This window comes from Pseudomonas sp. 2FG, from assembly GCF_005502935.1.
GTDB lineage: Bacteria > Pseudomonadota > Gammaproteobacteria > Pseudomonadales > Pseudomonadaceae > Aquipseudomonas.
In genome coordinates this window covers 84,022-108,493 of record NZ_SCMP01000009.1, presented here as the reverse complement: position 1 = coordinate 108,493, position 24,472 = coordinate 84,022, and the positions used below count along the sequence as shown (strand labels likewise).

The following is a 24,472-nucleotide window of genomic DNA, read 5'->3' as shown; positions in this document are numbered from 1 at the left end:
TCCGCTCTGGGCTTAGAAGCTCATGCCGAAGCTGAGCGCCAGGAAGTCGCGGTCAATCGAAGTGTTGTAATCACCACCGAAGAAATCCGTGTAGGACAGACTGGTGGTGTAAGTGTTCTCGTAGTCGGCATCCAGAGCCAGGCTGATGGCTTTGGAACCTTCGGTGAACAGGCCGTTGGGGCCATTGCCGTCGACGTCATGCGAGAAGGCTACGCTCGGCTTGAGGTTCACCCCGGCGAACACGTCGTTGTAGTCCCAGATGGCGCGGGTGCGATAACCCCAAGCCGTGCTGGTGACGAAGCCGTCATCGTTGCAATGCGCGCTGGCATTGGCCGAAGCCGGTGTGCCGGAGAAGATGTCTGCGTTGATCGCCGTGCAGCTTGGCAGGCCCCCGGTCAGGACGCCCGGCAACTCGCCTGGACCAAACACCGCGTCGCGGCCATACCGTGCCTCGGAGGTCTTTTCCAGTCCGCCGACATGTACCACGCCGACTTCGCCGATTAGGGTCACGCGCGCGGCGCCCATCACTTGATCGAGGAAGTGGACAAAGGTGGTCTGGAATTGGGTGATTTCCTTGCGGTTGTAGCCATGCAGGGTACTGCCGGGAATCGAGGAAGGATCGCCGCCCAGCAGTGAGAACTGGCTGAACGAGGGATCGAATTGCGCCAAACCGCGAACCGGTGCGTAGGTCACATCGGTGGAGTTGAGCTGCACTGGAGCATTCGGGCGGTAGCTGACCTCGCCAGACCATGCGGTGCCGGTAGGCAACGTGGTGGCGAAGCTCAGGCCATACAGGCGGATGTCTTCTGGATACTCCATGAAGTACTGGCTGCCGCCGGCCACATTGGCGATGGCTATTCCTGGCACGCCACCTGGAACCCCGGGGACATTGCCCAGCACCACGTCGAGGGACTCCAGATACTCAGCCTGACCTGCTGCTCTGGTGCTGTAGAACGGCGTGCGGCTGTGATAGTTCATTGCATAAGCGCCGAACTCGGTATCCAGCGGCTCGAAGGTATAGCGCAGCGCCAGACCCCATTGGCCGTCGTCGCGTGCGTCGCGATCACCGCTGCGTGGCACGATTACGCCTTCCGATGTTGCCTGATAACCGAGCGCATTGCCGAAGGGTGCCAATGCTGGTGTCAGAACATTCAGATTGCCGTCGCACCCATCGGCCACACTGTCGAACTGAGCGAAGAAGGTTCCGCAGTTGTCGACGACAGTCTGATCCCACTCCAACTGGTAGAAGACCTCGGCGGACAGGTTCTCGGTCAGGCTCTGCGAGACATAGAACATGTTTACCGGGATCAGGCCTTCCTTGATCTCCGCCCCCGGTCGGCGGAAGGCTGCCGCGTCGATTGGGTTGATCGAGTTGATCGAGTTGAGGATGAAGGTGCTCTCGCCCCAGCTAACTACCTGCTTGCCCAAGCGTACGGAGCCAGGTTGCTCGCCGATGAAGTAGTTATGGTAGACGAAGGCGTCGAGGAACTGTGCGCCGGACGCCTTCGCGGCCTCCTTGCGGTTGTGGTCGTCGATATCCTTGAATAGGCGTTGCTCATCCTTCAGTTCAAAGTCGTACCAATACTTGCCGCGGATGAAGGCACCGCTATCACCGTATCTCAGTTCGAGATCGTGGATGCCCTTGAAGATTTTGGAGAAGGTCTCGCCCTTCTTGAAGTTCAGACGGCCGTCGTCGGATGTCTGCGACAGTCCCTCGCCGCCGTTGTGGCCGCCGATCAGCTCCGGATCGGCACCGCGCATCGACCAACTGGCTCCGACAGAAAGCGAGGAGTCGAGCTGGCCCTCAACCTCGCCAATGTTGAAGGTTACTGCTTGTACTCCGCTTGAGAGACCCAGTGCGATTGCCGCCGCCAGTGCATGCGGTCGAAAGCTCGCGCGCCTTATTGTTGTAATCATGCGCTACCCCTGTGTGTGGTGGTTGAACGACGGCAAAAGTAATCAATCGTCACGGGGCGGGTAACGGATGAAAGAGTGGTCTTTAAGCTCATGCTTTGTAATGAGCCTGCGGTTTTTTGCGGGTTTTGAGGATCCAGAACTACAGGGAAAATAGGCTTTTTAGTCTGGCTACGCGCGGCGTGTGTGAAGTGGTAACGGTGGGGTGGTAACAGTGGGGAGCTGCTGTATAAATTTCTCTCGGACTATGAGAATCCAGCATTAGCTACTGTGCAGATTGCTCACTTGAGACGGCTTGGTTGGCCTCTGATGGGCCTAGGGTAATGGGGCGTTTCACATGTTTTGATAATGGCTGCGAGTGTGGGGGTAGTCCGCTGTTTATTCTGCTGCTTTACCTGCTTTACCTGCTTTACCTTCGGTGCCTGAGGTAATGAGAGGGAGGTGTGCCCGTCCACCGTTTGAAGGCTCTACGGAAGTTTGCGAGATCTGTGTAGCCCAATGTATAGGCGATCTCCCCCATCGTTAAATGACCAGCTTTGAGATGTTCAACCGCCAGTGTATGGCGTACCTCCTCGAGGATCTCTTTGAAGGACGTGCCCTCTTCAAGTAGTCGGCGATGGAGAGTGCGTGGCGTTAGGTGGAACAGCCGTGCGGTAACGTTCAGGCTTGGGAAACCGTGTTGTTTCTCCAGCATTATCCTTCGCACGCCTGCGCTGGTTGATGTCTTGGCTGCCAGCTTTCCCAGCTCTTGCTGACAGATTTTTTCGGCTTCTCGGAAGGCTGCCGGGTCGGCCATTTTGAGAGGCTGTCCAAGTAGCTCGGTGTCCAGAGTGAAGCCAGCCCAACTCTGCCCATAGGCTATTTCGCAACCGAACATGTCGATTGCCAGGTTGGCATAAGTTGGTTCTGGGAAGGGGAAGCTGACTTGTCGAGGTCTGGCGCAACCCAAGGTGATCGCGTCGAAAATATTCTTTACCGCCAGCATCACTGCTTCAAACAGTGTTCGCTCGCAGGCACCCAGAGTGAAGTTTGCCCGGAAGCGGAGGTGCTCTAGCTGGGTTGTCTCGTCGTGCTCGTGCTCAAGGTCAAACAGGGTGGTGCGTAACGCTAGATAGCGCTGTACCAATTGAATGGCCTGGCTAAGCGATTCGCTCTGCTGCGCAGCGAAACCGAGAATTCCATGCGTGTTGATAACCAGCCGCTCACCCAGTAACAAGCCGAGCGCCGGTTCGTCGGTCAGTATCAAGGCGTCTTCAGTTAGTTGGCGGAACACGTCGAAGCTGGGTTGGAAGCTAGCTTCGCCTATCTGGTTTAGGGTCAGTTGGCTGCGTGCTAGCCAATCTTCTGGATTTACGCCAAAGACCCGAACCAGCTCGGCGATTTGCCGTAAGTACTGCACAGGCAAGACGAAGTCGAGCATGGCTATCACTCCCGCGATGATTCAGTGCTGGGTAAATTGTCAATAAATGACCTCTATTTGTCAATCCTGAACCTCTTGCTCGCCCTGAGTCGTCGTTAGGATGTGAACGTCCGCAGCTCCTATTCCAATAATGATTCCCGGAGGACGCATGTTTTCATTTTTCGCTAAGCGCAAAGCTTCAGCAGCGCTTATCAATGGTATTGGGGTAGACGTCAAGCCAGGTGAAACCCTGCTGCACGCGGCTCTGCGCCAAGGCATTGATTTCCCCCATAGCTGCCGTGTGGGCGGCTGTGCCAGTTGCAAGTGCAAGCTGATATCGGGTCAGGTGAAGGAGTTGACTGAAACCGGCTACATCCTCAGTGATGAGGAGCTGGATGCCGGCTACATCCTGGCCTGTCAGAGTGTTCCCAAGGGTGAGGTGAGCATTGAAGTGGATCTTGCTGCTTTTCAGGCCCGTCGAAAGGTTCGGGGTAAGGTGGTAGCGCAAGAAAAGCTCACCCACGACATCATCAAGCTAGTGATCCAGTTGGAAGAGAGTCTGCCCTACAAGGCTGGCCAGTATGCGGATATCTGCCTCGACGTTTTGCCGCAGTATTCCCGCAGTTTCTCTTTCGCGAGTAGGCCGCAGCCCGACGGCAAGGTGATCTTCTTCATTCGTAAGGTACCCAATGGTCGCGTGACTGGTCTAGTCAACGACCAATCGCTGCTGGGGCAGGGTGCGGTAGTTCAAGGGCCTATGGGCGAGTTTTACTTGCGTCCGGCCGCAGCCCCACTGCTATTAGTGGCAGGTGGAAGTGGTCTTGCCCCAATTCTGGCTTTGCTCGAAGAGGCGCTTGTCGCGGGTGGCCAGCGCCCGGTCACTTTGCTATTCGGTGCCCGCGAAGAGCGTGACCTTTATGCGCTTGATGCGATTAATGCTTTGGCTGCTCAGTGGCGTGCATCGTTTCGTTTTGTACCAGTTCTTTCCGAGGCAGCTAGCAATGCTAGTTGGCAGGGTGCCAGAGGGCTGGTGACTGAACTCATATCCACGCTTCTGGAGGATGGTGCCCACGCCTATCTGTGTGGGCCCCCTGCCATGATCGATAGCGCAGTATCGATGCTGCGCAGCTGCGGAGTGGCTTCTGAGCACATCCGTGCTGATCGATTTACTGCTAACCATGACTTGCTCGCGGCCACTGCCTGATTATTCCTCAGTTAATAACAAGAGAGACGACCATGAACGCACTGCATTACCTAAAGTACTTTCTCTTTCATGCTGTTGGCTTATTGTCGGCAGCAGCAATCTTGGCCGGCGGTATTTGGATCACCATAGGTCTGATCGCCGTGGTATCTGTCTACGTTATCGGCGATGCAATCGCCGGGGATGACACTAGCACCCCTAGTTTTAAATACCCCGCCATCCTGACCTTTCAGTTGTGGCTGGCTCTGCCGTTATTGGCATTTATCGTCTTCGCGGCGGTATGGAGTGTTGGTAGTGGTGATTTCCTAGGCTTCGGCACAACTCTGAGTCGCCTAACTGGGTACGACCTGATCGCAGCTCGCGACGCCACCTTTGCCGGCCATTATGTGTCTACTTGGGCACTAACATGGCTGATGATAGGTATGACCGGCACTATTCCTGCGCATGAGCTAACTCATCGCACTTGGGATCCTGTATCGATGCTAGTTGGTCGTTGGTTGCTGGCCTTTAGCTTCGATACGGTGTTTTCGATTGAGCACGTCTACGGTCATCACCGCTATGTCTCGACCACCGAGGACCCGGCTACCGCCCCGCGTGGTCGGAATGTTTACTGGCACGTTTTGGCTTCGACTATCAGAGGCAATATCAGCGCTTGGACGATCGAGAGCAAGCGCCTAATGCGTAAAGGGCAGAGTCGCTTCGGTTGGCACAATGCGGTTATTCGCGGTCACCTGATGAGTGTTCTTCTGGTCGCTGTTGCCTATGCCATCGGGGGCGTGGACGCAGCACTATTCTTTCTCGCCTGTGCTCTCGCGGGTAAGGCGTTGCTGGAAATTGTCAACTACATGGAGCACTACGGCATGGTGCGCAACCCGGCCACTCCTGTGCAGCCGCGCCACTCTTGGAATACAAATAAAAGTATTAGCTCTTGGGCCATGTTCAACCTGACCCGCCATTCGCACCACCATGCTCAAGGCGAAGTTCCCTATCAAGATCTTAAGCCGTTCCCGGATGCGCCAATGATGGTTGGTGGTTATCTGACCACCATCATAGCTGCCATGATTCCACCGTTGTGGCACAAGTTGATGACTCCGAAAGTGTTGGCTTGGGATCGTGACTACGCAAGTGCTGAAGAGTGTGTACTGGCTCGCGAGGCAAATGCACGAAGTGGCGTTCGAGAGCTAATGGCAGAAAATAAATAGAGCCACATATCGAAAATAACCATAGCTATAGAGGGTGGTTGAGCCTCAAAGCCTCTGGGGCTCCCTCCTTAAACTCTCCAGCCTGAACTGAAAGCTACGCAGATCTGAAGGCTTTCTAGTACTGCTCAGGATGCTCGTCTGAAACTGTCGCTTTCTCATGGAAATGTACGGTTGATGATGTATTTCAAGACAAAAATAAATGGAGACTGATGTGACTATTGGTAAGGCTGCATTTGGTTTGCTTACGGCATTTCTTGGACTTTTTTTGACCAGTAGTGCAGTGGCAAAGGTTTCTGTAGATGAGGCTAATAAGTTGGGCGCCAGCTTGACCCCGATAGGCGCCGAGAAGGCCGGAAATGCCGACGGCAGTATTCCCGAATGGGCCGGCGGCCTGCCGACCGACGCCGCTACGGTAGACGCCAAAGGTTTCCTCTCCGATCCCTTCGCCAGCGAGCAGCCGCTGTTCACCATCACTGCGGCCAACGCCAACCAGTACAAAGATAAACTGTCCGCCGGACAGTTAGCGATGTTTAAACGTTATCCGGAGACCTACAAGATTCCGGTGTACCCGACCCACCGTAGCGCGGCGCTGCCGGACGAAATCTATAAAGCGGCCAAGATTAGCGCCCTCAATACCGAAGGTGTCGACGGTGGCAACGGCCTCAAGGGTTTCGGTGACAGCCGCTACTACGCCTTCCCAATCCCCCAGAGCGGCGTTGAGGTGGTGTGGAATCATGCTACTCGTTATCGGGGTGGGAATATAATTCGTCAGATAACGAGAATGCAGCCTCTGGAAAATGGCACATTTAACGTTGTGTCGTTTGATGATGAAATTTCTTACCCTATGTATCTCCCTGATCTGGATAAGGGCAGGGGCGAAAACATACTCTATTATTTTATCCAGAAGGTGAAGTCGCCATCGCGTTTATCCGGTGATGTGTTGCTGGTGCACGAGACCATTGATCAAGTCAAAGAGCCGCGTATGGCCTGGCTTTATAATGCCGGGCAGCGTCGTGTTCGTCGTGCACCGCAGGTAGCTTACGATGCTCCGGCTCCAGCCGCCGATAATCTGGCTACTATGGATAACTATGACATGTTTAACGGGGCGCCTGATCGCTACAGTTGGAAGTTAATTGGCAAGCGAGATATGTATATTCCTTATAATAGCTACAGGTTGGACTCTCCTGGCTTGAAATATGAGGATATCATTAGGGCAGGCCACATCAATCAGAGTCTGACACGCTACGAGTTGCATCGCGTATGGGAGGTGGTTGCGACTCTTAGGCATGGTGAACGTCATATCTATGCTGTCCGCCACATGTACTTCGATGAGGATAGCTGGCAGTTGGCGTTAGTGGATCACTATGACAATCGTGGCCAGTTGTGGCGTGTCGGTGAGGGCCATATGCAGCAGTACTACCACAAGCAGGCTCCTGGATATACTGCTGAGGTGTTGTACGATATTTCTTCTGGTCGCTATTCGGTCATGGGCCTTAAGAATGAAGAGGCACAGAGTATTGTCTTTGGTGCTCAGGCTGCTGCGGCGCGATATACCCCTGCGTCGCTCCGGCGGGTGGGGGTCCGTTAGAGGTGGTCTGAAGTATTCATTTATTTCTGGCTGACTTCAGCTCCAGCCATTTTTTGGAAGTGGCTAATTGACCAAAAACATTCAGATCATCCGCGTTTCCGTATCTTTTTCGCTGCCGTGAGCACCTCGCTGCGGCCATTTCTCGCATTACAGACGCGTCTCACCTGTGGAGGTCAGAAAATGCCGATTCGCCATCCACAGGTTTGACAGGGCGAACAGCTGTGCAGTGTTCTTCAGCGCCGAGCCGTATGGAGGCACGGCCTGATTGCGCGCCGATGGAGAGGATGGAGCAATGGAACTTCGACATCTTCGCTGTTTTCTTGCTGTCGCCGAGGAACTGCACTTCGCGCGTGCTGCTGAGAGGCTACATATTGAGCAATCGCCTCTGTCGCGTGCAATTAAAGAACTGGAAGAAGAGTTGGGGGCACCGCTTTTCTTGAGAACTACAAGGAGTACAAGGCTCACACACGCTGGACGGCTGTTTTTGGAGTGTGTACCGCGCGTATTCACTGCGTTAGAACAGGCGCGGGACAGCGTGAAGGCCGCAGCCAATGGGTTTCGTAGCCAACTGCGGATGGCACTCTCGGATGGAATTTCTCCGTCGCGTTTCTCCTCTTTCTTGGCGCTCTGTCGGCAAGAGGAACCGGAGGTCGAGATCCGTTTGTTTGAAGTGCCACTGGCCCAGCAAATCAAGGGGCTGCACGAGGATCTGTATGACGCAGGTTTTGCGCAGTCTGATGAGGTTGGCGATGGCATCGTTGCCACTCCTGTCTGGAGTGACCCACTGATGGTGGCAGTGCCTGCGCGACACCCCATCCTGTCGTACAAGCGAATCCCGGTTGAAGAGTTGTTGCGCTATCCCCTGGTGCTGTGTGATCCACAGGCCTGCGAGGGGCATGCGCGGCAAGTCGAACGATTTTTGCGCCAAACTGGCTCGGAGCCTCTGATCGCGGAACAAGTGACCTCTTGCGATCTGATGATGGCGTTGGTGGCTGCGGGGTTTGCGTTGGGTTTGGCGGGAGAGTCGAGCATCTCGACCTGCAGGGAAACTGGGGTAATAGGTCGTTCCCTGGCTGGGGTGTGTCCGCTGCTGACTACCTACCTATTGCACTCGACCCGTGAGCCGCCGTTAACGTTGAGCCGCATCATCGAACGGGTACAGTCCAATACCTAGCGCTATTGATCTGTCACCGAAAGCTGGAGAAACTCGAGTCATGCAACTGATCATGCCGATTCTTTGTGTTTTGGCCCTCACGGCCTGCGGTGAGCCAGATGCACAGACGCTGTCTACGCTGCCCACGGTTGATGAACTCGCAGCCGCCCCTGAACGGCTGAAAAGTTTGCGCCAGCAGTGCAAACTGGATCGCGTAAGGCTCGGTGACGAGTTGTGCAATCGCGTTGCCGAAGCCACACGCAAGCGGTTTTATGGAGACGGGAAAGTGCCCTATACACCGTCGAAAGAACCCCCCAAGTTCTGACTGATGTGAAAAAGCCCCGCCGGGTGGCGAGGCTTCTGAGGCCCCCGAAGGGGCAGCGGCATCCTTGCCGCAGGGGAGGTCTCAGGGAAGACCGTATCCAACACCCTAGCGCATCGTTGAGCGAGGTCAAGTCATTATGGCCTGCGACTCAGGCCGCACGTTGAAAGCGAGAGGGCTGGCACAGATGCAGATTCCAGCTGTCTCTTCCTGTAGGTCAAAATTCGCCCGCACTTGCGGTGGTTCTCCTTCATTTGCTCTCGCATGAATTGATGCGTTCCAGTCCAGTTTTGTCCCGATAAAGGTCTTTGACCGGAACAGCTTCGGCACCGAACCTCGACCATGCAGCCAGCATTTCCGGCCGCATTCCAGGGGGAAAACGGAGCTGGGGTATGCAAGGGACGAACGTGCTGTTCGGACAGATCGCCACCGTATTCGGCATCGTGATCGCGGGCGTGTGGGGGGCCACGCAATGGACAGCCGCCGCCCTGGGATATCAGGTACGCCTGGGCACGCCCTGGTTCGAGTGCTTCGGAACGCCGGTCTATCACCCCTGGAGACTGTTCGACTGGTGGTTCTTCTTCGGCGCCTATGCACCGCAGGTTTTCGATATCGGTGGTGCCATCGCCGCCGCAAGCGGCATGGTTGCCGTGGGCGTCGCCATCGCCATGTCGGTCTGGCGCGCGCGCCAATCCCGACTGGTCACGACCTATGGCTCGGCGCGCTGGGCGGAGGCGGTCGACATCCACAAGGCGGGCCTGAACCGGCCGGCCGGTGTCTTCCTCGGGCTGTATGACGACCAGTACCTGCGCCACGAAGGGCCGGAGCATGTCCTGGCCTTCGCGCCGACTCGCTCCGGCAAGGGCGTCGGCCTGGTTATCCCGACGCTCCTGAGCTGGCCGGCTTCGGCTGTCATCCACGACATCAAGGGCGAGAACTGGAACCTGACCGCCGGCTGGCGCTCGCGTTTCTCCCACTGCCTGCTGTTCAACCCAACTGATCCGCATTCGGCTGCCTACAATCCGCTGCTGGAGGTACGGCGGGGCGTGCATGAAGTGCGCGATGTGCAGAACATCGCCGACATCCTGGTGGACCCAGAGGGCGCGCTGGAGCGCCGCAACCATTGGGAGAAGACTTCACACGCGCTGCTGGTCGGCGCCATCCTGCATGTGCTTTACGCGGGCGAGGACAAGACGCTACGCGGCGTCGCCAACTTTCTGAGCGATCCGGCGTGCCCGTTCGAGGTGACGCTGCACCGGATGATGACGACGCGGCACCTGGGCGATGGGACGCATCCGGTGGTGGCGTCCGCGGCCCGCGAAGTGCTCAACAAGAGCGACAACGAGCGCTCGGGTGTGTTGAGCACCGCAATGTCGTTCCTGGGGCTGTACCGCGACCCCACGGTGGCCGAGGTCACCTCGCGCTGCGACTGGCGCATCGCCGACCTGATCGCCGCCGAGCATCCGGTGTCGTTGTACCTGGTGGTGCCGCCCTCTGACATCAGCCGCACCAAGCCGCTGATCCGCCTTATCCTCAACCAGATCGGCCGGCGCCTGACCGAATCACTCGACGGCAGCGATGGCGTGGAGCGCCGCCACACGCTGCTGCTGATGCTCGATGAGTTTCCCGCACTGGGACGGCTGGACTTCTTCGAGTCGGCCCTGGCGTTCATGGCGGGCTACGGCCTGAGGGCATTCCTAATATCGCAGTCGCTCAACCAGATCGACAAGGCCTATGGGCAGAACCATTCCATCCTCGACAACTGCCATGTACGTGTGACCTTTGCCACCAACGACGAGCGCACGGCCAAGCGCATTTCCGAGACGCTGGGCACTGCTACGGAATTGCGCGCGCAGCGCAACTACGCGGGCCATCGGCTCGCGCCGTGGCTGGGGCACCTGATGGTGTCGCGCCAGGAAACGGCGCGGCCGCTGCTGACGCCGGGCGAGGTGATGCAGCTGCCGCCCGACGAGGCCGTGGTGATGGTGTCCGGCGTCGCGCCGATCAAGGCCCGGAAGCTGCGCTACTACAGCGATGCCAACTTCAAGCGGCGCGTGCTGCCTCCACCAGTCCTCGTGGCCGGGCGCTATGCCGATGCACCGCCGTCGCGCGCGGATGACTGGAGCGGCCTGGCCATGCCAGCCGTACCGGCTGCACCTACGAACGTGGGACTCGGCGATGACTCGGTTGCTACCGCTGCCGACGAAGGCGGCCCACGTCGTCAGCCCGAACTCTCCGAGACCGTCGTCTACAGCCCCGAGCAAGATCCGGCATGCAACGATCTGGCACTGCTCGATGACGACGACCTGCAGCCCGTTCTCCCTAGCCAGCTCAACCCGGCCATGCAGCGCGTCGCCCGGCTGGCGTCCCTCGACCCCGACGACGGAATCCGGTTATGAGCCAGTACCGCCTCAATCTGTTCATCCAGCCCGAACATGCCCGCCGCCTGGACGAGCTGGCCGCCAAGAAGGGTGTGTCCAAGTCATCCATTGTCGCGGCGGCCCTGGCGTCCTGGCTGTCGCCAGACGCGGCTGATCAGCGCGAGGCAGCCATCGCCAAGCGGCTGGATCGCCTGTCGCGCCAGTTCGAGCGTCTGGAGCGCGACCAGTCCATCGAGATCGAGACGTTGGCGCTGTTCGTCCGCTACTTCCTGACCGTCAGCACACCGGTGCCCGAGGCTCATCAAGAAGCGGCCAAGGCCCAAGGCAAGGCGCGCTTCGAGCAGTTCGTCGAGCAGCTCGGTCGCCACTTGCTACGTGGGCGCAGCCTGGTGCGCGACGTAGTGGAGGAGCTGAACCCGGACAGTCTGCGCATGGATGAAGCCGCGTTGAAAGAAGCGCGGGAGCGTGTTTCATGAGCGCCGCGCCGCAATCCTTCAGCGCGACATCGCTGGATCGGCGCATCCGTATGCTGCGCACGGCGATGGGGCCGATTATCGCCGCCGCGCTTGAAGATCCGGACGTGGTGGAGATCATGCTCAACCCCGACCGGACGCTGTGGGTGGATCGCCTGTCGTCGGGGCGTGCGCCGCTGGGCGCGGAGCTGTCAGAGACGGACGGCGAGCGCATCATCCGCCTAGTCGCTGCGCACGTCGGCGCGGAGGTGCATCGTGGCCAGCCGCTGCTGAGCGCCGAGCTGCCGGAAACGGGCGAGCGCTTCGAGGGCGTCCTGCCGCCGGCGGCACCGGGGCCGGCCTTCGCCTTGCGCAAGCGGGCCGTGGGCGTCATCCCGCTGGAGCGCTACGTGGCCGACGGGATGATGACCGCCGCGCAGGCCGAGTTCCTGCGTGGCGCGGTGCGCGAGCGGCAGAACATCCTGATCGCCGGCGGCACCAGCACCGGCAAGACCACGCTCGCCAATGCCTTGCTCGCGGAGATCGCCGCCACCGGCGACCGCGTGCTGGTGCTCGAAGACACCATCGAACTGCAATGCGCCGCGCGCGACCACGTGCCGCTGCGCACGCGTGCGGGCGTGGTGTCCATGCGTGAGCTGGTGCGCGCCACGATGCGGCTGCGCCCCGACCGCGTGGTCGTTGGCGAGGTGCGCGGCGGCGAGGCGCTGGATCTCATCAAGGTCTGGGGCACCGGCCATCCGGGCGGCATCGCCACCATCCATGCCGGCTCCGCTCTGGGCGCGCTGCTACGCCTGGAGCAACTGGTGCTCGAAGTGGCCTTGAATCCGCCGCGTGCGCTGATCGCCGAGGCGATCAACGTGGTGATCTTCATCGCCGGCCGAGGCCGCCTGCGTCGTATCGAGAGCATCGCTCGCGTGACCGGCTTCGACGATGCCGGCTACCACCTGGTGTATGTGCTGGAAGATCCGCTTGGCGATCAGCTCACTCCATTTTTCCTGTCCCCGACTACGCCTGGAGAACTGCCATGACGCAGACACACGCCCCTGTTTCCCGCTATTCCGTAAATCCGGCTTCGTGCCGCGTGCGCCTGAGCCATCTGGTTGGGGGTGTGCGGAGGGAGCTGCTGCTGGTCTTCGTCATGCTGATGACGACTGGCACGGCGAGGGCCGCCGGCTCCTCGATGCCTTGGGAAGGCCCGCTCGAATCCATCCTCGAATCGATCCAGGGGCCGGTCGCGCGCATTGTGGCCGTCATTATCATCATCTCCACAGGCCTGGCGCTAGCATTCGGCGACACCTCGGGTGGCTTTCGAAAACTGATCCAGATCGTGTTCGGCTTGAGCATCGCCTTCGCGGCGTCTTCGTTCTTCCTGTCGTTCTTCAGCTTCTCCGGCGGGGCGGTCGTATGAGCATGGGAAACGACCTGCCGGGCTTCGAGGTGCCGCTGCATCGCTCGCTGACCGAGCCGATCCTGCTAGGTGGCGCGCCGCGCACCGTGGCCATCGCCAACGGCACGCTGGCCGCGGCCGTCGGACTAGGTCTGCAGCTCTGGCTTCCGGGGCTGTTGCTGTGGCTGGTCGGCCACGCGCTTGCGGTATGGGGCGCGCGCGTCGATCCGCAGTTCATGCAGGTGTTTGCCAGGCACCTGAAACACAAGCCGCTGCTGGATGTGTGAGGGGAGGGTGCCGCGATGCTGAACCTCACCGAATACCGCCAGCGCCCAGCGCTGCTCGCCGACTGGCTACCCTGGGCCGGCCTGGTCGCGCCCGGAGTCGTGCTGAACAAGGACGGTTCGTTCCAGCGCACGGCGCGTTTCCGTGGTCCTGACCTCGACAGCGCGACGCAAGGTGAACTGGTGGCCACCACGGCACGCCTGAACAACGCGCTGCGTCGACTCGGCGCTGGCTGGGCGCTGTTCGTCGAGGCCGAGCGCAGGGCGGCGGCGGGTTATCCGCACTCGGACTTTCCCGAGCCGCTGTCGTGGCTGGTGGACGAGGAACGGCGCGCGACGTTCGAGGAGTCCGGCAACCACTTCGAGAGTGGCTACCACCTCACGCTGCAATACTTGCCGCCAGAAGATTCGCACGCCCGCGCAGCGAAGCTGATCTATGAGAACTCATCGGCGGCCGGCGTGGACTGGCGCGAGCGCCTCACGGCCTTCATCGCGGAGACCGAGCGCATCTTCGATCTGCTCGTTGGCGTGATGCCGGAGATCGACTGGCTCGATGACGGCGAGACGCTGAGCTATCTGCATGCGACCGTCTCGACCCGGCGATATCGCCTCGGGGTTCCGGAGGTGCCGTTCCATCTCGACATGCTGCTGGCCGACGTGCCACTGCTCGGTGGCCTGGCACCGATGTTGGGCGATGCGCACCTGCGTGTGGTGACGGTGCGCGGTTTCCCGACCTCGACCTGGCCGGGGATCCTGGATGACCTCAACCGGTTGGGCTTTGCCTATCGCTGGAGTACACGCTTCCTTTGTCTGGACAAGGACGAAGCGGAAAGGGAGCTCGGCCGCCTGCGCCGCCAATGGTTCGCCAAGCGCAAGAGCGTGTTGGCGCTGCTGCGCGAGACCCTTTTCCAGCAGGAAAGCCCGTTGGTCGATACCGACGCCAGCAACAAGGCGGCGGATGCGGATGCCGCCCTGCAGGCGCTGGGCAGCGACCAGGTTGCCTTCGGTTTCCTGACCGCGACCGTGACGGTGCTCGATTGTGACGGCGATCTGGCCGATGAGAAGCTGCGCAGGGTGGAGCGCGTCATCCAGGGGCGAGGCTTCGTCACCATTCCGGAAAGCCTCAATTCGGTGGAGGCGTGGCTGTCGTCCATTCCGGGTAACGCCTACGCCAATGTGCGCCAGCCCATCGTCTCGACGCTGAACCTCGCGCACCTGATGCCGCTGTCGGCGGTCTGGGCCGGGCCGGAGTGCAACACTCACCTCGACGGCCCGCCGTTGATCGTGACCCGCACCGAGGGCGCGACGCCGTTCAGGCTGGTGACACATATCGGCGATGTGGGGCACACGCTGGTCGTCGGTCCTACCGGCATGGGCAAGTCCGTCCTGCTCGCCACGCTGGCGCTGCAGTTCCGCCGTTATCCCGGATCGCGCATCTTTGCCTTCGACATGGGGCGTTCCATGCGAGCAACGGTGCTGGGGTTGGGCGGTGAACACTACGACCTGGGCGCCGATGGCGCGATCGCCTTCCAGCCGTTCGCACGCATCGACGAGGAGGGCTGCCGCGCCTGGGCAGCCGAGTGGGTCGAAGGGCGTCTGTTGCACGAGGGCGTGGCCGTCGGCCCTGATGAGAAGGCGGCCATCTGGTCCGCGCTCGGCAGCCTCGCAGGGGCTCCCGTCGAACAGCGCACGCTCACCGGCCTGTCGGTGCTGCTGCAGTCGAACACGCTGCGTCAGGCGCTGGCGCCCTATGTGCTCGGTGGCGCGCACGGCAAGCTGCTCGATGCCGACCTCGACTACCTGAGCATGGCCGATGTGCAGTGCTTCGAGATGGAGGAGCTGATGCCCAGCAAGGCTGCGGTGCTGGCCGTGCTGGGCTATCTGTTCGCGCGCCTGGAGGAACGCTTCGATGGCGCGCCGACACTGCTGATCCTCGACGAATCCTGGCTGTTCCTCGACGACCCGGTGTTCGCCGCGCGCATTCGCCAGTGGCTCAAGACGCTACGCAAGAAGAATGTCAGCGTGATCTTCGCCACGCAGTCGCTGGCAGACATCAAGGACTCGACCATCGCCCCGGCGATCGTAGAAAGCTGCGCGAGTCGCATCTTCCTGCCCAACCCGCAGGCCAGTGAGCCGCAAATCCGCGCGATCTACGAGAGCTTCGGCCTCAGCGGGCGGCAGATCGAGATCGTCGCCACCGCGCAGCCCAAGCGCGATTACTACTACCAATCCCGTGCGGGCAATCGCCTGTTCGACCTCGACCTGGGGCCAGTCGCGCTTGCGTTCGCTGGTGCCTCGAGGCCCCAGGACCAGCGCGCCATCGACAGCGTGCTCCGCGATGCCGGAGTGCCGGGCTTCGCCGCTGCCTGGCTGCGTTATCGCGGCCTCGACTGGGCGGCCGAGTTGCTGCCGTCCGCGCCAGTTACCACGTCATTTCCCGCTACCCGCCCACAGGAGAACCTGCCATGAAACTCCAGTCTCCGCGCAAACCCAGGCTGGCCGCACTTGCCGTGGCCACTGTCCTGGCCTTGGCCGCCACGCAGCCGGCATACGCCCTGTTCGGTGTCGGTGACATCGTGCTCGACCCTACCAACCTGGTGCAGAACACGCTGACGGCGGTTCGTACCCTGGAGCAGATCAACAACCAGGTGCAGCAACTGCAGAACGAGGCGCAGATGCTCAGCAACCAGGCACGCAATCTGGCCAGTCTCGACTTCAACGTCGTCAATCGGCTGCGGGCGTCGCTGGCCAGAAGCGAGCAACTGATCGCAGAAGCCCAAGGACTTGCCTACGACGTGCAGAACCTCGACAGCGAGTTCGCCCGGCTGTACCCCGACGAGTACGCCACCACCGTCAGCGGCGACCAGATGTACCGGGATGCCCGCGAACGCTGGGAGCACACACTCGATGGCCTGCACACAGCGATGCGCATGCAGGCACAGGTGTCGCGGAACCTCAGCGAAGACGAAAGTGCGCTGACTGATCTGGTGGACCAGAGCCAATCGGCCACCGGTGCCCTGCAGGCCATGCAGGCGACCAACCAGTTGCTGGCCCTGCAGGCTAAGCAGTTCATCCAGGCGCAACAGCTTCAGCTCACGCAGAACCGCGCGGTTTCGTTGGAGCTGGCGCGACAGGCTGCGGCCAGCGAGCGTGCTCGCGAGGTGCGGCGGCGCTTCCTGGGTGAGGGTATGCCGTACACGCCGTACTCGGTCCAGTTCTACGGGAACTGACGGAGACCGCCATGCGATACGCCCTCGTTTTGTCGGTTGCGCTGCTGGCTGGCTGCGGTGAGCAGTCCAGCGAAGACCTGGCCGCAGACCCTGTGCGGCTCAAGGCGCTGCGCGCCCAGTGCGTCGCGGATTGGAGGGGCGTGGGCGAGGGCGTCTGTAGGGCCGCCGCCGAGGCGTATCGACGCCGCTTCTTCGCTGGCCACGGCGGCCCGGAAGAGTACGTGGCTCTGGAGGAGCTGCCGCCGATTCCACCGACTTTTGACAGCCCCGTCGACGATGAGGCTGAGACCGGGCGCGATGCGCCGGCTGCTTTTGCCTCGGAGACCACACCATGAATGACGTGACGGTCATCGACCGCTTCCTCGATACGTTCTCGCGCTACATCGACTCGGGCTTCGGACTGCTGCAAGGCGAGGTCGCTTTCCTGACCGCCACGCTGATCGCCATCGACATGACGTTCGCCGGGCTCTACTGGGCGCTTGGGCATGCCACGGGCCAGGGCGAGGACGTGATGGCGAAGCTTATCCGCAAGGTGCTCTACGTAGGCGCTTTCGCCTACATCATCGGTAACTTCAACTGGCTGGCCAGCATCGTCTTCCGCTCCTTTGCCGGGCTGGGCCTGACGGCGACCGGCTCGCTCAGCATGGAGACTTTCCTGCAGCCGGGACGGCTGGCGAAAACCGGCATCGACGCCGGCGCACCGATTCTGGAGCAGATCGGCGAGATGACTGGCTTCCCCGAGGTGTTCGTCAACCTCGACCCCATCGTCATCCTTTTCCTGGCCTACCTGGTGGTCATCGTCTGCTTCTTCGTACTGGCGATACAGCTGTTCATCACCCTGATCGAGTTCAAGCTGACCACGCTTGCTGGGTTCGTGCTGGTGCCATTCGCGCTGTGGAACAAGACTGCGTTCCTTGCCGAAAAGGTGTTGGGGAACGTGGTGTCCTCCGGTGTCAAGGTGCTGGTGCTGGCGGTGATCGTCGGCATCGGCTCGGGGTTGTTCGCTGAGTTCCAGGTGCATCCCGACGAGCCCTCCATCGACCACGCGCTGGTGATCATGCTGGCCTCGCTGGCGTTGCTTGCCCTGGGCATCTTCGGCCCAGGCATCGCCACCGGGCTGATTTCCGGTGGCCCACAACTGGGTGCTGGGGCGATGGCAGGTGCCGCGCTCGGCACAGCGGGCATGGCCGTCGCCGTCGGCGCCGCAGCGGCCGGTGTTGGCGCCGCGGTTGCGGCAGGAGCGCGTATGGCGCCAACCACGAAGCTGGCTGCCGGGATGCGCTCGCTGAAGGGCCGGTTTGCTGCTGGAGGCGGAGGCTCCTCAGGTGGTGGCGAGGCCGCCCTGGGCAATGCGCCCCATGTAGCCACCGAAGCCAAGGCGCAACCCGCATGGGCCAAGCGTCTGCAGCGACGCCAGCAGATCAGCCATGCCGCCACCACCGTCGCACACACACTGCGCGGTGGCGACGGCGGCGGTTCGGGCAGCGGCCCGAGCCTGCAAGATTCGGATTCATAAGGAGGACGAACCATGCGCTTCAAACGACCGCGGGTGCGCTACGCTGAGACGCCGCAACCCGCCACCCCGTACCAGGCCGCTGCGCAGGCGTGGGACGAGCGCATCGGCTCGGCCCGCGTGCAGGCGAGAAGCTGGCGCTTCATGGCCTTTGGCTGTCTGGCGCTCGCACTGCTGATGGCGGGCGGCCTGGTCTGGCGCTCGGCCCAGTCCATCGTCACGCCCTACGTGGTGGAGGTGGACAGGTCTGGCCAGGTGCGCGCAGTCGGCGAGGCAGCCACACCATACCGGCCGGCCGATGCGCAAGTCGCCTATCACCTGGCGCGCTTCGTTACGCTGGTGCGCTCGCTGTCCATCGACCCGATCGTGGTACGGCAGAACTGGCTCGACGCATACGACTACACCACCGACCGCGGCGCGGGCGTACTCAACGACTACGCGCGCACCAACGATCCGTTCGCCCGTGTCGGTAAGGAGTCGGTGACGGTGCAGGTCACCAGCGTCGTGCGTGCCAGCGACGCCTCTTTCAACGTGCGCTGGACGGAGCAGCGCTTCGTCAACGGTGCGCCTGCCGGCACCGAGCGCTGGAACGCGGTGATCTCCACCGTCTTGCAAACCCCGCGTACCGAACAGCGCCTGCGCAAGAACCCCCTGGGCATCTATGTCAACGGGCTGTCGTGGAGTCGCGAGCTCGATGCGTCCGAAGGAGCTAAGCCATGAACCTGTCTTTCCGTACATCCGCGCTCCCCCTAGTCTTGCTGGCCTTGGCCGGCTGTACCAGCCAAGGCACGCCACCACCGCGCATCTCGCTCGACGAGCCGGTGCAGGCGCGGCCGCTGCCCGAGCTACCTAAGCCGGTGGAAGTGGTAGAGGTGCCCAAGGTGCTGCCGATGCCGGCACAGATGAAGCCACTGCCAGACGAAGCCGGTCCTGCGCCGGAGCCGGCCGACGAGAAAGTGAGGGTGTCGCGCGCGAACCAGGAAGCGAGGGTGGTGCCCACGCGCGAGGGCTACGTCAACGCGATCCAGGTTTGGCCCTACAGCGACGGCGCGCTTTATCAGGTCTATGCCGCGCCGGGGCGCGTGACCGTGATCGCGCTGCAGGCCGGTGAAGAACTGGTGACGGTGGCCGCTGGCGACACGGTGCGCTGGATCGTCGGCGACACCTCCAGTGGTTCCGGCGACGCGCTGCGTGTCAACGTGCTGGTCAAACCCATCCGCTCGGGCCTCAAGACCAATCTGGTCATCACCACCAGTCGGCGCACTTATCTCATTGAGCTGACCTCGACTGAGAAAGCCTGGATGGCCTCGGTGTCCTGGGATTATCCGAAGGACCGCATGTTGGCCTTGCAGCGCCAAGCACAGGCCGCGCAGGCGAGCGCGCCGGTCGATAGCGGTCTCTCGCTGGAGAATCTCCGCTTCCGCTACGCGATCAGCGGCAGCAATTCGTCGTGGCAGCCGTTGCGCGCCTTCGATGACGGCGAGAAGGTCTACATCCAGTTTCCCGCCGGCATCGCCCAGGGCGAGCTGCCACCGCTGTTCGTGATTGGGGCGCAAGGCGATGGGCAGTTGGTCAACTACCGCTTCCGTTCGCCGTACTACATCGTGGATCGGCTGTTTGGCGCGGCTGAACTGCGCCTGGGAGGCGACAAGGGCGACGTGGTGCGCATCGAACGCACGGATGGCGCGGCGCGGGGGAACTGAGCATGAGCCAGGACGATACCCCCGACCTTGCCGCGCCGCAGGCGGACAAGGTCCCGCCCGAAACGGTAGCGCTGCGCGCCCAGCCACGCCCAGTCACGCGATTGAACCGGCGCACCCTGGCAGCGCTTGCCGGTGGGCTCTCCGTCGCGGTGTTGGGTGCCACCATCTGGTCCTTGCAGCCGCCGAAGCCTCGGGGAGGGAGCGATCCGGCGGAGCTATATAATGTTGATCGCGTTTCTCGCTCCGAAGGGCTCGACCGGCTGCCCTCTGATTATTCCAAGCTGCCGCCGCCGCAACCACCCGAGCTGGGACCGCCTCTGCCGGGCGATCTTGGCCCGGCCATCGTGCAGTCGCAGCGGCCGGCGGCCCCAAGCTACACGCCGCCTGGCCACGACCCCGCCGAGGCCGAGCGGCTGGCTCGGCTGAAGGAGGCCGATGAAGCGGCCGCCTCATCGGTGTTTTTCCGCACAGGCAGCCCGCGCCCAGCCGTGGCTGCGCCTGCACAGCCTGCCTCGGATGCAGCAACACTGACCGGCTTCGATCCGCTGGCCGCCGGCCCCGCCTCGACGGCGGCGAACCCCGTCGATCCGACAGCCGCGCAGAACCGGCAGGAGCAGAAAGAGTCGTTCTTGCAAACCGGAGCCACGGAAACCCGCAATTCCGGGAACCTGCAGCTGCCGGCGTCGCCCTACCAGGTCATGGCTGGCACGGTGATCGCCGGTGCGCTGGTGACGGGTATCAAGTCGGATCTTCCGGGTGACGTGATAGGCACGGTGACTGAACCGGTCTACGACACGGCAACCGGCAAGCACCTGCTGATCCCGCAGGGCTCGCGCATTCTCGGTCGCTACAACAGCCAGGTCAGCTACGGGCAGAGCCGCGTACAGGTGGTGTGGAGCCGGATCATCCTGCCGGACACATCCTCGCTAACGCTGGACAACCTCGTGGGCACCGACCCAGCCGGCTACTCCGGCCTGGAGGACGGTGTCGATTGGCACTGGGATCGAGTTTTCGCCAGTGCTGCTCTGACGACGCTACTGGGCATCGGCGCCGAGCTGGCCGCGCCGGAGAACCGCCAAGATGGCGATCGCATCATCCTCGCTGGCCGTGACGGCCTGCAGGACAGCGTGAACCAGATCGGTCAGGAGATGACCCGGCGCAACATGAACATCCAGCCCACATTGACCGAGCGGCCGGGGCTGCCGGTGCGCATCATCGTCAACCGGGATCTGGTGCTGCGGCCCTATCAACCGCTGTTCTTCAATCGGGGGACTTCACGATGAGCCACACACGCAAGCTGCGGCTGGGACCGCTGCCCAAGACCGAGAGCATTAAGCTGACATTCGCGTGCCCGGCCAGTCTGAAAGCTGACCTCGACCGCTACGCTGTGCTGCACGCGCAGGCTTATGGTGACAGTCGATGCATTAACGCTGGTCCCGCATATGCTAGAGGCGTTCATGGCCGGGGATAGGGGGTTCAAGAAGGGGCAGTGAGCTTCATGAGGTTCAAGCGGAAGCCATTCGGATATATTTCGGTGCCCCGAATAGTCCCGGATGAGTTTCCTGCCATATGCCAAGTTCGCCAGCCACCCCATACCCCGTTTTTTTCAAGCAGTTCCTCAGGCGAGTGCTGGAACACTGGACGCCGATTACCGTCATCCTCGCCTTCCTCGCCACAGGGCTTAGCATTCTTACCCTGTATACCTATGCCCGTGCCATCGGCCGAACGGATCTTTTCATGGTAGCCATCGACGCCAAGTCGTCCTTGGCTGCCTGGTTGCTGCTGGTAGGGCCGATCATGGTGTCCTATCTCTGTGTCCTGACGACTACTACCTGGCTGTACGGGTTTTCAGTCTCGATGTTTTCCCGATGCCGCAGTAGGATCAATCGAGCCGCTCTCTGGCTGCTGTTTCCGCTAGTGATCGGTTTCAGTACGTGTATCGTTTTGGTGTTCTGCTTTTTCGATCGATTGGGTGCGACTCTTGCTGTTGTCATTGTCGCCCTTGCCACTGTCATCGGGCTGGTGGCGATCCTGCCTTTCAAGCGCTTTCGGCTATTGGTTGCATTGAGTACATCCCGCTCGATCAAGGGAGATAAGTTCTTCTTCCTGTTTACCCTTGCCAGCATGCTCGTATGCACGGTCTTCTCGGCCCTTTTCTCCATATACTGGATTCTCAAAACCTATGTGGGAGAGGACACAGACGAAGCAGTATGGTTTGTGGCCATGTTCACCATGGGCACACTGGTATTGAGCCTGGCTCCGACCTTTGTTTTCTTCACTACCAAGGGCAGTACCTACCGGCGGCTGGCTATTGGTTGTGCGATGGTTGTGGTTCTGTTCTTGGCTTTTTTGCTGCTCGCACGCGGGGCCATGTCCAGCATCGCCTACGTGGCGGCAGGCAACCTGGAGATACGGCAAACCTTTTCCGCCCGCTTTGTCCTGGATGACCGAATCAGTTTGGCAGACCTTGATAATGTGCAATGGCGAACTCGCCTGGCTCCGGCCAATAGAGTGGAAGTTGAGGCTTTCCAACTGTTTGCCTTTGGCGACGTGCTGCTGCTGTGCCCTGAAGGTTTGCGAGGTGCGACCCTTCACCAACTGCCTCGCTACAGCCGCCAATGCCTTCTCAGACGCAGCAGCAAGGTCGACCGGAAGCCCCCACGGCTTCGGTATCCCGTCCATCCCAAGGCAATGCAATCTTGGCAGGACCAGGCCAATCGTCTGATCAACTGGAGTAGCCTGCTCGGACAACTCAATAAAGCCAAGGATCGACCTCTCGATGCTCCACTTCCCAAAGCGCCAGGCTAGCTCTCCTTATGGGACTGCTGACGGTCGCGCATATTGGGGAAGCCTATGGCAAGGAAGAACAAGAGAAGAATCATGCCGTTTGACTATCTAGCAGCATTTCCCATCCCGGTTCATGTCATGCCACCAAGGCTGCGCGGCTTGTTGGAACCTGTCGGTTTGTCGCCAAGCCAATTCGTGGAGGTGGCCTCCATGCAGGAATTCGATCCGCATGGAGAGCAAGCCGAGCATCTGCATTTGCTGATGGCCGTGGTTCCCGGGGTGGATGATGATCCTGTCGAAGTTCTATCTGAGGCAGGAGGTGGCGTAGTCGAATACTCCGTTCCCGCCGGCGACACGCGCGGCTGTTCGGCCGAGTTCTCTCCGTCAATATCGGGTTATGACTACGTTGTCGCAGCGTGGGGTAACGGCTCGTTCTACACCTTCAATCTAGCAGAGAAGGTATGGATGGCTCTGGGGCTGACTCCCCGCTGCGTCGGCAACGATCAGCAACGCCTGGTTTACGATGACTTGGGACTTCCAGAATTCGGTGTGGCCGAAGGTGAGGTGTCGAGCGATTACCACTGGAGCTTGAAAAGAGCCGTCCGTTGGCGCATGTCGAATGAATACCTCCGTCGCTACCTTTGGCTACGTGGTGCTCGGGGTGTGCGAGTCTTCTACTATTCAGCCCAGTTACCAGATGTCCCGGAAGTCCGCGCGATCATGGGAGGAGAGTCTCATGTGGTCCGCAAGCCTACCGAGGGGGCTGCCTGGTACGAACTAGACATCCGTGAGCACAAGGGTGGGCTCCTTCTACAGCTATATGCGTCGGTTGAGGCTGTGATGCCGGAGCTCTGCCCAGAGCAGACTGCCGATGGCATTCTGTGGCCCGGTGACGCTCAGCCCATGACCCACGCACGTGCGAATGCCCTGGTAGGGCATGACCCGGTCTATCTCGATGATCGGTTTCTCCAAAAGTACGAACAGAGCGCTTTCTACGACTCGACGCCGGCTCATGCTTGGGGGCAGTGGCACTGCAGTCCATCATATAGAGGGCAGTGGAGTTTCACTGAGTGCCGGCGGGTCAGGAGAAACCTGGTCCAAGTGCCGATGCGTGAGCTGTACAAGCCGAAGCCGGATCGCGAGATCGTGCACGCCCGATCATTTGCGGTTGATCCAGCCGACTTGGCGCATATGGATCTGAATGAAGAGCATGTGGTCGCCAAGGTACAGCGGCTGCTCGATGTGCTTCTGCGATTGGGTGACGGCCTTTCCGCACTCGGTGCAACCGTGGGGCTGAGCAAGTCGGCAGTAGAGCTAACGGGCTTTGATCGTGCAGAGGTGTCTGCCAATGGTTGGTTGGCCTACCCGGCGCTCAGTCGGTTGGCCCAGGTCGCGCCATTGGACATGACGCAACAGATGTTCCTGGCTCGCTGCAAGAGCTTGCACGAAGTGTGGCAACGCATTCCAAACGGATATCTCAGGTCATTGCTGGAGCGCGCCGGGTGCCCGAGAGCGGCTGTCAAGGATCTTGGAAGCCTCAAGCTTCTGCAGGCACTTCTGAACGTCATCCAAAGGCTGAATGCTCATGAGGAGGCAAGTGATACCTTTGCCTCAAGTACTGAGCCTGAGGGCTGGAACGACAGCAGTGAAACTATGGCGCCTTTGTTCTTGAACAATGACCTCAGAATTGCCGATGCGCACGAGACCATGGGTCAGTGCCTGACGACCCTGCAACGGCTTGGCTTTGACACAGCGAACGTCAATGCGGGTTATGGGCGGGCGCTCGATTTCGTCATGGATGGTGTCATCACCGCCTTGGGAACAGTGGCCACCGCAATCGAGGATCTTTTAAGGCGAACGTAGGAGAACCGATTGTTCGTCGGCGGGGAGGTAAGGGGCGCTGGCTTCTTGTATCCTTGGAGGTGATTGATGATG

General features: G+C 60.8%; 21 protein-coding genes and 1 pseudogene. 20 read left to right on the top strand and 2 right to left on the bottom strand.

All coding sequences use genetic code 11. From position 1 onward, the window contains the following. Window positions 1-12: 12 nt before the first annotated feature. Window positions 13-1,917, bottom strand: coding sequence for a DUF1302 domain-containing protein (locus FFS13_RS11160; RefSeq protein ID WP_137819169.1), 1,905 nt, complete (start codon window positions 1,915-1,917; stop codon window positions 13-15). A gap of 406 nt (window positions 1,918-2,323) precedes the next feature. Continuing rightward, entirely contained in the window at window positions 2,324-3,334 is a 1,011-nt protein-coding gene (locus FFS13_RS11155) for an AraC family transcriptional regulator (RefSeq protein WP_137819168.1), read from the bottom strand. 148 nt (window positions 3,335-3,482) lie between these two features. On the opposite strand from FFS13_RS11155, the gene FFS13_RS11150 reads away from it, so the two are divergent. The 20 genes and pseudogenes from FFS13_RS11150 (at window position 3,483) to FFS13_RS11055 (ending at window position 24,400) form a co-directional block, all read left to right on the top strand. Further along, the gene (locus tag FFS13_RS11150; RefSeq protein ID WP_137819167.1) at window positions 3,483-4,517 is read left to right on the top strand and encodes a 2Fe-2S iron-sulfur cluster binding domain-containing protein; all 1,035 of its coding nucleotides are present in this window, start codon (window positions 3,483-3,485) and stop codon (window positions 4,515-4,517) included. Between the two features lie 32 nt (window positions 4,518-4,549). After that, a complete protein-coding gene (locus FFS13_RS11145; RefSeq protein WP_137819166.1) occupies window positions 4,550-5,716 on the top strand; it encodes an alkane 1-monooxygenase in 1,167 nt (388 codons plus the stop codon). Between the two features lie 217 nt (window positions 5,717-5,933). Continuing rightward, on the top strand, window positions 5,934-7,304 hold the full coding sequence (locus tag FFS13_RS11140) for a DUF1329 domain-containing protein (protein WP_371922950.1): 1,371 nt from the start codon (window positions 5,934-5,936) through the stop codon (window positions 7,302-7,304). 292 nt (window positions 7,305-7,596) lie between these two features. Further along, window positions 7,597-8,478, top strand: a complete 882-nt coding sequence (locus tag FFS13_RS11135) for a LysR family transcriptional regulator (protein ID WP_137819164.1) — start codon at window positions 7,597-7,599, stop codon at window positions 8,476-8,478. A 40-nt stretch (window positions 8,479-8,518) separates the two neighbouring features. Further along, on the top strand, window positions 8,519-8,782 hold the full coding sequence (locus FFS13_RS11130) for an EexN family lipoprotein (protein WP_137819163.1): 264 nt from the start codon (window positions 8,519-8,521) through the stop codon (window positions 8,780-8,782). 389 nt (window positions 8,783-9,171) lie between these two features. Continuing rightward, window positions 9,172-11,178 (top strand): conjugal transfer protein TraG, encoded by a 2,007-nt coding sequence (locus tag FFS13_RS11125; protein ID WP_137819162.1) that lies wholly within the window; start codon window positions 9,172-9,174, stop codon window positions 11,176-11,178. Beyond that, entirely contained in the window at window positions 11,175-11,636 is a 462-nt protein-coding gene (locus tag FFS13_RS11120) for a ribbon-helix-helix protein, CopG family (protein ID WP_137819161.1), read from the top strand. The genes FFS13_RS11125 and FFS13_RS11120 overlap by 4 nt, the downstream gene beginning before the upstream one ends. Then, complete coding sequence (trbB, locus tag FFS13_RS11115; protein WP_137819160.1) at window positions 11,633-12,661, top strand: P-type conjugative transfer ATPase TrbB; 1,029 nt, start codon at window positions 11,633-11,635, stop codon at window positions 12,659-12,661. Before FFS13_RS11120 ends, trbB begins: the two co-directional genes overlap by 4 nt. Continuing rightward, on the top strand, window positions 12,658-13,041 hold the full coding sequence (locus FFS13_RS11110) for a TrbC/VirB2 family protein (RefSeq protein WP_137819159.1): 384 nt from the start codon (window positions 12,658-12,660) through the stop codon (window positions 13,039-13,041). The genes trbB and FFS13_RS11110 overlap by 4 nt, the downstream gene beginning before the upstream one ends. Continuing rightward, a complete protein-coding gene (locus FFS13_RS11105) occupies window positions 13,038-13,307 on the top strand; it encodes a VirB3 family type IV secretion system protein (RefSeq protein ID WP_137819158.1) in 270 nt (89 codons plus the stop codon). Before FFS13_RS11110 ends, FFS13_RS11105 begins: the two co-directional genes overlap by 4 nt. 15 nt (window positions 13,308-13,322) lie before the next feature. Then, a complete protein-coding gene (gene trbE, locus FFS13_RS11100) occupies window positions 13,323-15,773 on the top strand; it encodes a conjugal transfer protein TrbE (protein WP_137819157.1) in 2,451 nt (816 codons plus the stop codon). Next, window positions 15,770-16,534, top strand: coding sequence for a P-type conjugative transfer protein TrbJ (gene trbJ / locus FFS13_RS11095; RefSeq protein ID WP_137819156.1), 765 nt, complete (start codon window positions 15,770-15,772; stop codon window positions 16,532-16,534). The genes trbE and trbJ overlap by 4 nt, the downstream gene beginning before the upstream one ends. Before the next feature lie 11 nt (window positions 16,535-16,545). Further along, the gene (locus FFS13_RS11090; RefSeq protein WP_137819155.1) at window positions 16,546-16,869 is read left to right on the top strand and encodes a hypothetical protein; all 324 of its coding nucleotides are present in this window, start codon (window positions 16,546-16,548) and stop codon (window positions 16,867-16,869) included. After that, window positions 16,866-18,050 (top strand): P-type conjugative transfer protein TrbL, encoded by a 1,185-nt coding sequence (gene trbL / locus FFS13_RS11085; RefSeq protein ID WP_137819154.1) that lies wholly within the window; start codon window positions 16,866-16,868, stop codon window positions 18,048-18,050. The genes FFS13_RS11090 and trbL overlap by 4 nt, the downstream gene beginning before the upstream one ends. 12 nt (window positions 18,051-18,062) lie before the next feature. After that, window positions 18,063-18,767 carry a conjugal transfer protein TrbF gene (gene trbF / locus FFS13_RS11080; RefSeq protein ID WP_137819153.1) on the top strand — a complete coding sequence of 235 codons (705 nt, stop codon included), beginning with the start codon at window positions 18,063-18,065 and terminating at the stop codon, window positions 18,765-18,767. After that, window positions 18,764-19,750 (top strand): P-type conjugative transfer protein TrbG, encoded by a 987-nt coding sequence (gene trbG, locus FFS13_RS11075; protein ID WP_137819152.1) that lies wholly within the window; start codon window positions 18,764-18,766, stop codon window positions 19,748-19,750. Before trbF ends, trbG begins: the two co-directional genes overlap by 4 nt. Before the next feature lie 2 nt (window positions 19,751-19,752). Further along, window positions 19,753-21,033, top strand: coding sequence for a TrbI/VirB10 family protein (locus FFS13_RS11070; RefSeq protein ID WP_137819151.1), 1,281 nt, complete (start codon window positions 19,753-19,755; stop codon window positions 21,031-21,033). Further along, a pseudogene (locus FFS13_RS11065) lies at window positions 21,030-21,243 on the top strand (DUF2274 domain-containing protein). The gene FFS13_RS11070 and the pseudogene FFS13_RS11065 overlap by 4 nt, the downstream one beginning before the upstream one ends. A gap of 133 nt (window positions 21,244-21,376) precedes the next feature. Continuing rightward, complete coding sequence (locus tag FFS13_RS11060; RefSeq protein WP_137819150.1) at window positions 21,377-22,558, top strand: hypothetical protein; 1,182 nt, start codon at window positions 21,377-21,379, stop codon at window positions 22,556-22,558. Window positions 22,559-22,630: 72 nt separating this feature from the next. Then, window positions 22,631-24,400, top strand: a complete 1,770-nt coding sequence (locus FFS13_RS11055; protein WP_137819149.1) for a hypothetical protein — start codon at window positions 22,631-22,633, stop codon at window positions 24,398-24,400. Window positions 24,401-24,472 lie beyond the last annotated feature (72 nt).